Here is a 7,698-nt window from a genome sequence, read left to right on the forward strand (position 1 = left end):
ACCGTCATTATTCTTTGTTGACCTGCAACACCGCCAGAAAGGCTTCCTGCGGAATCTCGATACTACCCACCTGCTTCATCCGCTTTTTGCCGGCCTTTTGTTTTTCCAACAGCTTTTTCTTACGGGTGATGTCGCCGCCGTAGCACTTGGCGGTCACGTTCTTGCGCATCGCCTTCACCGTGGAGCGGGCGATGACTTTGGAACCGATCGCGGCCTGGATCGCCACTTCGTACATCTGGCGCGGAATCAGGTCCTTCATTTTTTCGACCAGATCGCGGCCCCGATTCTGAGCCTGATCGCGGTGGACGATAATCGACAAGGCATCGACTTTATCGGCGTTAATCAACACATCCAATTTCACCAGCGGTGCCGGCTCGAAACGCACGAACTCGTAATCGAACGAGGCATAACCGCGACTGACCGATTTCAAGCGATCAAAGAAATCCAGCACCACTTCGCTCATCGGCAGTTCGTAATTCAAACTTACTTGGCCGCCAACGTATTGCATATTCTTCTGGACGCCGCGCTTTTCGATACACAGATTGATCACGCTGCCCAGATAGGCTTGCGGCACCAGTATGTTCGCCAGGATAATCGGTTCGCGCACTTCGGTGATGGTGCCCGGATCGGGCAACTTGGCCGGATTGTCCACCATCAGCACTTCGCCATTGTGGGTTTCGACCTCGTAAACCACGGTCGGCGCGGTCGTGATCAAATCGATGTCGTATTCGCGCTCCAAGCGCTCCTGGACGATTTCCATATGCAGCATACCCAGGAAACCGCAGCGAAATCCGAAGCCCAAGGCTTGCGAGGTCTCCGGCTCGAAATTCAAAGCGGAGTCGTTCAGGCGCAACTTATCCAGCGCCTCCCGCATCGCGCCGAAATCGTCGGAACTAACCGGGTATAAACCGGCGAATACCCTGGGTTGGACTTTTTCGAAACCGGGCAAGGCTTCGGCCGCGGGATTGTCGGTGCCGGTAATAGTATCGCCGACCGGCGCACCGAAGATATCCTTGATGCCCGCCACGACGAAGCCGACTTCCCCGGTCCGCAAATCCTGCTTTTCCAGCTGTTTGGGAGTAAACACGCCGAGCTTTTCCGCCAGATAAGACTTGCCGGTCGACATCACCGTGATCTTTTGTTTACGGCGCAGACTGCCGTTGACGATACGCACCAACGACACCACCCCCAAATAGTTGTCGAACCAGGAGTCGATGATCAAGGCTTGTAACGGCCCTGCTTCGTTGCCGCTGGGCGGCGGAATCTTGTGAATCAGCTGCTCCAGCACCGACTCGACATTCAGACCGGTTTTGGCGCTGATCCGGCAAGCCTCGTCGGCCGGAATGCCGATGACATCCTCGATCTCCGTCATCACCCGCTCGGGTTCCGCCGACGGCAAATCGATTTTGTTCAGCACCGGCACGACCTCGAGGCCCTGTTCGATCGCGGTATAGCAATTGGCGACGCTTTGCGCTTCGACCCCCTGGGCGGCGTCCACGACCAACAGCGCGCCCTCGCAAGCGGCCAGCGAACGGGAAACCTCGTAGGAAAAATCCACGTGGCCGGGCGTGTCGATGAAATTCAGTTGGTAGGTTTCGCCGTCGCCGGCTTGGTAATCCAACGTGACGCTTTGCGCCTTGATCGTGATGCCGCGTTCGCGTTCCAGATCCATTGAATCGAGCACCTGCGACTCCATCTCCCGGTCGCTCAACCCACCGCAAATCTGGATGAAGCGATCCGCCAACGTCGATTTACCGTGATCGATATGGGCGATGATGGAGAAATTTCGAATATGTTTCTGGTCCACTGAGTCAGGTGATTTCGGTTTAATTATTTCGGTTAAAGAGCAGGCCGCGATCGCCGCGGCGGTAGGGGCGTTCAGCCGGCCTTGACCATCCGTTGCCGGAAATGATCGACCGTTTCGGCGGTCAGCGGTTGGCGCTGATTGTCCCAAACCACGCCGTCCAGTTCGTCGGCCAAGGTATCAATCGTTTCCATGAAGTCGTCGAAAACCGCCAGCGGTGCCTCGACCTCGCGCGGCTGCATGAAGAACACGATACCGGGGCAATAAAAGTTCTCCAGATCATCGTCGGGGAACGTACCGGGATCGACCATGCTGGCCACCGCGAAATCCACCATCCGGTTTTTATCGACGCGCTCGAAAACCTTGACGCTCCCGTATTTCAAACCGACGCGCTCGAAAGCCTCGAACAAATCCTCGCCCTTGAAGCCCTCGTCGGCGCGCGCGACGATGCTGAATTCGATCAGCGCCGGCAATTCGGCTCGCTTCACCGCGGGTTGCGGTTTTACGCTCGGCTCCGGCCGCGGCGCGACCCCGCCCTGCTTGGGGCTAGGCTGAATCGCCCTATCGTCGAGTAAGGCATCGCCATCGACCAAATCTTCGCCGACCCGAAATAAGTCCATCTCGTCTTCATCGGCCTCGACCTCAAATTCGTCGTCTCTTTCGTCGTAGCGATCGTCGTCGTAGTAATCGTCGGCCGCGCGTTTATCGCGCAAGCCCTTGATAAAATGCCACAACACCATGCCGATCATCACCAGCACGCCGATCAAAATAATCACGACTCTGAGTAGTTCTTTGTCCATTAGCTTTCCGCCATGCTTACCGCTTCATCGATGTCTACTGCCACTAAACGGGACACGCCCGGTTCCTTCATGGTAACACCTGCCAGATGTTTTGCAATTTCCATCGTGACTTTGTTGTGTGAAATATACAAAAATTGGACCGTAGACGACATGTCCTCGACCATCTTGGAAAAGCGCACCACGTTGGCGTCGTCCAACGGCGCATCGACCTCGTCCAGCAAGCAGAACGGCGCTGGATTCAGATCGAAGATCGAGAACACCAGCGCCACCGCGGTCAGCGCCTTTTCCCCGCCGGACAACAAATGTATCGAACTGTTGCGCTTACCGGGCGGCCGGGCGATGATGTTGACGCCCGCCTCCAACACATCATCCTCGGTCAATTCCAGATACGCCTGGCCGCCGCCGAACAGACGCGGAAACTTTTCCTTCAGGCCGTCGTTGATCTTGTCGAAGGTTTCCTTGAAGCGCTGGCGACTCTCGCGGTCGATCTTGCTGATCGCCTGATCCAGCGTGTTTAACGCATCAACCAAGTCGTCGTGCTGCTCGTTCAAAAACTTCATTCGTTCGGATTGGGTTTTGTATTCCTCGATCGCGGTCAGATTGATCGAACCCAAACGCTCGATTTGTTCGGCGAGGTCGTCAACCTGGCACTTCCATTCATTCTCGCTGGCGCCTTCGGGCACCTCTTTCAAAACAACTTCCGGATCGGCATCGACTTCGGCCAGTTGTTCGGCGACGGTCTGCTGCCTGACCTTGCTGTCCTGTTGCTCGAAGCGCACCTTGTCCAAGGCTTCTTTCTGCTTTTCCAACTCCCGCTGGTTCCGGGAATATTGCTCGGCCAATTCACCGACGCTTTGCTCGCTGGCTTGCTGCGCCTGGCGTTCGGATTGCAGCACCTCTTCGATTTCGCGCTTGCGCTCCAACAATTCCTCGAGTTGCATTTTTTCGTCGTCCATTGGCGCCAACGCGAACCGCAGTTTATTTTCCAGTTCGGCGATCCGGTCGGCGGCTTGGCGATGCTGCGATTGTAAACGCTCGATTTGCTTGACGGTCAGCACTTCGGACGACTTCATCGATTCGATTTGCGCATGCAGGCGCTGCAGATGCTGGCGCGCCTCGCCGACCGAGGCGTCGGTATTTTGTTGCTGGGCCTGAATTTGCTGGTTCAACGCTTCCAGTTGCGCTTTCTTATCGCCCAAATCGCCCAGCGCCTGCTCGGCATCCTGTTTAATCAGCTCCGCTTCGGAAATACTTTCGACAATTTCGCCCAAATGCCCACTCAGCTCTTCAATTTCATGATCGAGCTGGGCAACGCGGCGTTGCTGCTGTTCCAGACGAGCTGATTGAGCGCTGAACTCGGCGCTCTTGGCCGAATGTTCCGCACCCAGCAATTTATCTTTTTGTTGATATTGTTCGCGATTGGCCTCGGCGGCCTTCAACGCTTGCTCGCAATATTCCAGTTGCTGCTCGTCCTCGGCAATCGCCGCCTGCAACTCGCCCTGACGCTGCTTTAGCTCGCGCAGCTCTTTTTCGCGGTGCAACACGCCGGTCTTGCTGTCGCTGCCCCGGCTGATCTTGATCCAGTCCCGGCCCAACCAAGTGCCGTCCGCCAATACCACCGACTCATGCGGCTGCAAGACCATTTGCCGGGCTTGCGTCATCGAATCGGCGCAATAGATGCCGCTCAGCAAACTGTCCAAGCGCCAGCGGCTGCGCACCTTGCTCGCCAGCGCGTTTGCAGCCGCCACCGATGCCTCGGGGTGAGTTTCGAACACCATCAGCGATTGCTTGCTCAATTCCCGCAACTCGCCGAGGATCGCGTCGGCGCTGTCCACGCAAATCGCTTCCAGATAACTACCCAGCACGGTTTCGACCGCCGTTTCCCAACCCTCGTCGGCTTCGAGAAACTCGGCCAAGCGCGGTTGTTGCTCCAAACCCACTTGTTCCAACCAAACCGCCAGGTCTTTTTTGTCCTTGCCCATCGCGTGTTGCTGCAGCAACTCCAGCGAGCTGATCTTGCCGTTGACTTTCTGCAACTCGGCGCGACCGGCGTGCAAGCTATCGTGCAATTGCTTAATCTCCGGGCGCAGTTCGGCAATGCGCTGCAACACCGCTTCCAGTTGCCGCTGTAACTGTTCGCGTTCGGTCTCTATCAGTTCGATACTGCTATCCAGTGTGTCCAAAGCCAGTTGCAACTGGGAATCGGCCAAATCACCACGCTCACCGCGCAACTTATCCAGTCTGGCTTGCAACTGGCGATTCTGATTTTCTAACTGCACCAATTTGGTCCGCTGGACTTCGGCCTGCTCGCGATAGCCCGCGTTCTCGGCCAAAAACTCTTCCCAGCGCAGCTGCCATTGCTGTTTCTGCAGATGCGCGTCCTGCTGAATGCCCAGCAAATCTTCCTCGCGCTCCTTGGCAACGATCATCGTCTCCTCGGCTTCCAGCAAGGTTTGACGGATTTCCTCCAGTTGCTGTCTATCCTGTTCGCATTCGATATTGGCGTGTTCGGCTTGTTGCTTCAAACGCTCGATTTCAATCAAGGTTTCTTCGTGGCTTTTTTGATTGTGCTTGATCGCCTGTTCCAGCCGGCTGACTTCAGCCACAACGGCGGTATATTCGGCCTGAGTTGTATCCAGATGTTGCTGCTGAGCCTTTTGCTCGCCGCGTTTTAGCTCCATCGCCTTTTCGGTATCGCGCAGCAACACGAACAGCCGGTTATGCTCCTCGGCGATGGTCTGCAATTTGGCTTCGAGTTGCTGGGCGTTGCGCTGAAAATTTTGCCAGCGCATCGCCAGCAATTCCTGTTTGTAGCGGCGCTCCTGCTTTTTCAACTCGGTGTACTTCTCGGCCTTCTCCGCCTGCTTGGCCAGATTCTTGATCTGCTTGTCGACTTCGTCGCGCAAATCGTTCAGGCGCTCCAGATTCTCGCGAGTGTGGCGCATCCGGGTTTCGGTTTCGGAACGCCTTTCCTTATATTTGGAAACGCCGGCGGCTTCCTCGATATGCAATTTCAGATCTTCCGGCTTGGCCTCGACCATCCGCGAGATCGTACCCTGTTCGATGATCGCGTAACTGCGCGAGCCCAGACCGGTGCCTAAAAACAAATCGGTGATGTCCTTGCGCCGGCATTTGCTGCCGTTCAACATGAATTGCGACTGGCCGTCGCGACTCACTTGGCGCTTGATCGAAATTGTCGCATATTGCGAATACTCGCCGCCGGCCTTGCCTTCGGCATTGTCGAACACCAATTCCACCGACGCCATGCTGACCGGCTTGCGGCCGGACGATCCGTTGAAAATCACGTCGGCCATATTGCCGCCGCGCAGATGCTTGGCCGAACTCTCGCCCATCACCCAGCGCACCGCGTCGATGATGTTGGACTTGCCGCAGCCGTTAGGCCCGACGATCGCGGTCAGGTTGCCCTGGATCGGAATCGTGGTCGGATCGACGAAGGACTTAAAGCCCGCGAGTTTGATTTTTTCCAGCTTCATGCCTGGGTTTTAGCGGTCCGGCGAGATTGACAAAGCTCGATATTATCGTCGAATTCACCACCGGATGGGAATTCGATTTCAGTCGTAGGACTTCCGCGACGCGGATGCGGGCAACTGGGCCGGATAGACTTGCCCAGGGCATGCCGGCACAATCACCGGCACGCCCGAGCGCGCGTGGTTAACGGATTCGGCGACGGATGCCACCGAAAGCGCCGCCGAAGCCGCGCGCCTCTCAATCGCCAAAATCACAACGCAAACAGTTCGCGCAGCAATTTCAGCAATTTCGGACCGACGCCCTTGACATTGGAGAGCTCGTCGAACGACGCAAACGGTTGCCCCGCGACAATATTTTCGACGGTCTTTTTCGGCACGCCTTTTAGCGCACCCAATTCGTCCAACGTGGCCTGATTGATCGACGCTCTCGATGCCGGCGCTCCGCCGGCAAGCGCTACCGGCTCGACTGGCTTGACCACCGATTTTTGGGTTTCGCCGAACTGGACATTGATGACATTATCCGACTCTTTACGAGTCGCCACCGCTTTCAGCGCCACATGGTAAGGAACGGCAAAGTTGATGCAATCCCGAGTTTCGTAAGCCACGCCGTTCCATTCCCGCAACATTAAACACAAATGCCAGCGACCGGCCGGCGGTTCGCGAAAGTCGGTTTCCAGGCTCAGCTCGCGCAAGCCGTGCCGACCGGCCAGTTCGCCGACCCGGACGCCGGCCAGCGCGAAACCGTCGAACTGTCCGCCTCGATACGCTTGGTCGAGCGCCCACAACTCCAGCACCAAGGTACCGCTGACATTGTCCGCGCCTCTACGGTTGGCAATTTCGCCGACATTCAGCCGAATCCGGCCATTTTGAAGGTCGTAACCGCAGTTCCCCAACAACAACAGTTCGGTCGCCGCCGGTTTTAGCGCTTGGGCCTGCACGAAGTCGTCGTGCTGGTAAGAGCATCCCGCTTGACCATCGCCAGCCTCGGCATGCTTGTACTCAATAAAACTCACTTCGATGACATTGTCCGTAGCGTGCCGGACGGTAGCCGTCTTAACCGAACGGTACGGCGCCGCGAAATTGACGAAATCGCGCGTTTCGTAAGCCACGCCGTTCCACTCCCGCAACATCAGCGTCAGTTGCCAGATCCCCTCGCCAGGTTCTTGAAACGCCAGATCCCAGGAAGCCGGGCCAATGGCATGTTGACCATGCAATTGGCCGATAACGACACCCGCCAACGGAACGCCGCTGAAATGGCCGCCTTGATAGGCTTGGCTTAAAGCCCAAAGCTCTAACGAAAGCGTTCCGCTGAGATTTCCAAATGACCGGTTGTTGGCTATTTCACCAATATTCAACGTAATTCGATTGCCTTGCATGGTATAGCCGTTAATACCGTTTAAACGCAACTCCGGAAACTCGGCATCGAAAATAGGGTTTTGTAATGCATGCATAAACTTTGACTCAGTAATTTAGGAAGACAAATTATATATCAAGCCTAGCATGCACCGTTATTATTTCAGGCGATTTAAATCTTATAAAACAATCATTTAAGCACCATTTAGGTGCAACAAAACCAAATTCGCCGCTCTATTTTGGTGAATGCTCA

4 protein-coding genes are annotated in these 7,698 nt (G+C 56.0%); all 4 read right to left on the reverse strand.

Features of this window, described 5'->3' with window-relative positions:
* Window positions 1-7: 7 nt before the first annotated feature.
* Window positions 8-1,807, reverse strand: a complete 1,800-nt coding sequence (gene lepA, locus AC3B8H_RS04040; RefSeq protein ID WP_488440334.1) for a translation elongation factor 4 — start codon at window positions 1,805-1,807, stop codon at window positions 8-10.
* A gap of 71 nt (window positions 1,808-1,878) precedes the next feature.
* Window positions 1,879-2,604, reverse strand: coding sequence for a cell division protein ZipA C-terminal FtsZ-binding domain-containing protein (locus AC3B8H_RS04045; protein ID WP_488440335.1), 726 nt, complete (start codon window positions 2,602-2,604; stop codon window positions 1,879-1,881).
* Window positions 2,604-6,098, reverse strand: coding sequence for a chromosome segregation protein SMC (smc, locus tag AC3B8H_RS04050; RefSeq protein WP_488440336.1), 3,495 nt, complete (start codon window positions 6,096-6,098; stop codon window positions 2,604-2,606). Before smc ends, AC3B8H_RS04045 begins: the two co-directional genes overlap by 1 nt.
* A 245-nt stretch (window positions 6,099-6,343) precedes the next feature.
* Window positions 6,344-7,543, reverse strand: a complete 1,200-nt coding sequence (locus AC3B8H_RS04055) for a ComEA family DNA-binding protein (protein WP_488440337.1) — start codon at window positions 7,541-7,543, stop codon at window positions 6,344-6,346.
* Between the last annotated feature and the right edge of the window lie 155 nt (window positions 7,544-7,698).

It is taken from the genome of Methylomonas sp. BG-2, from assembly GCF_057766305.1.

Excerpts from the sequence above, each read along its gene's own strand:
- AC3B8H_RS04055 (WP_488440337.1), bottom strand. The coding sequence starts at position 7,543 with ATGCATGCATTACAAAACCCTATTTTCGATGCCGAGTTTCCGGAGTTG.
- AC3B8H_RS04045 (WP_488440335.1), bottom strand. The coding sequence starts at position 2,604 with ATGGACAAAGAACTACTCAGAGTCGTGATTATTTTGATCGGCGTGCTG.
- smc (WP_488440336.1), bottom strand. The coding sequence starts at position 6,098 with ATGAAGCTGGAAAAAATCAAACTCGCGGGCTTTAAGTCCTTCGTCGAT.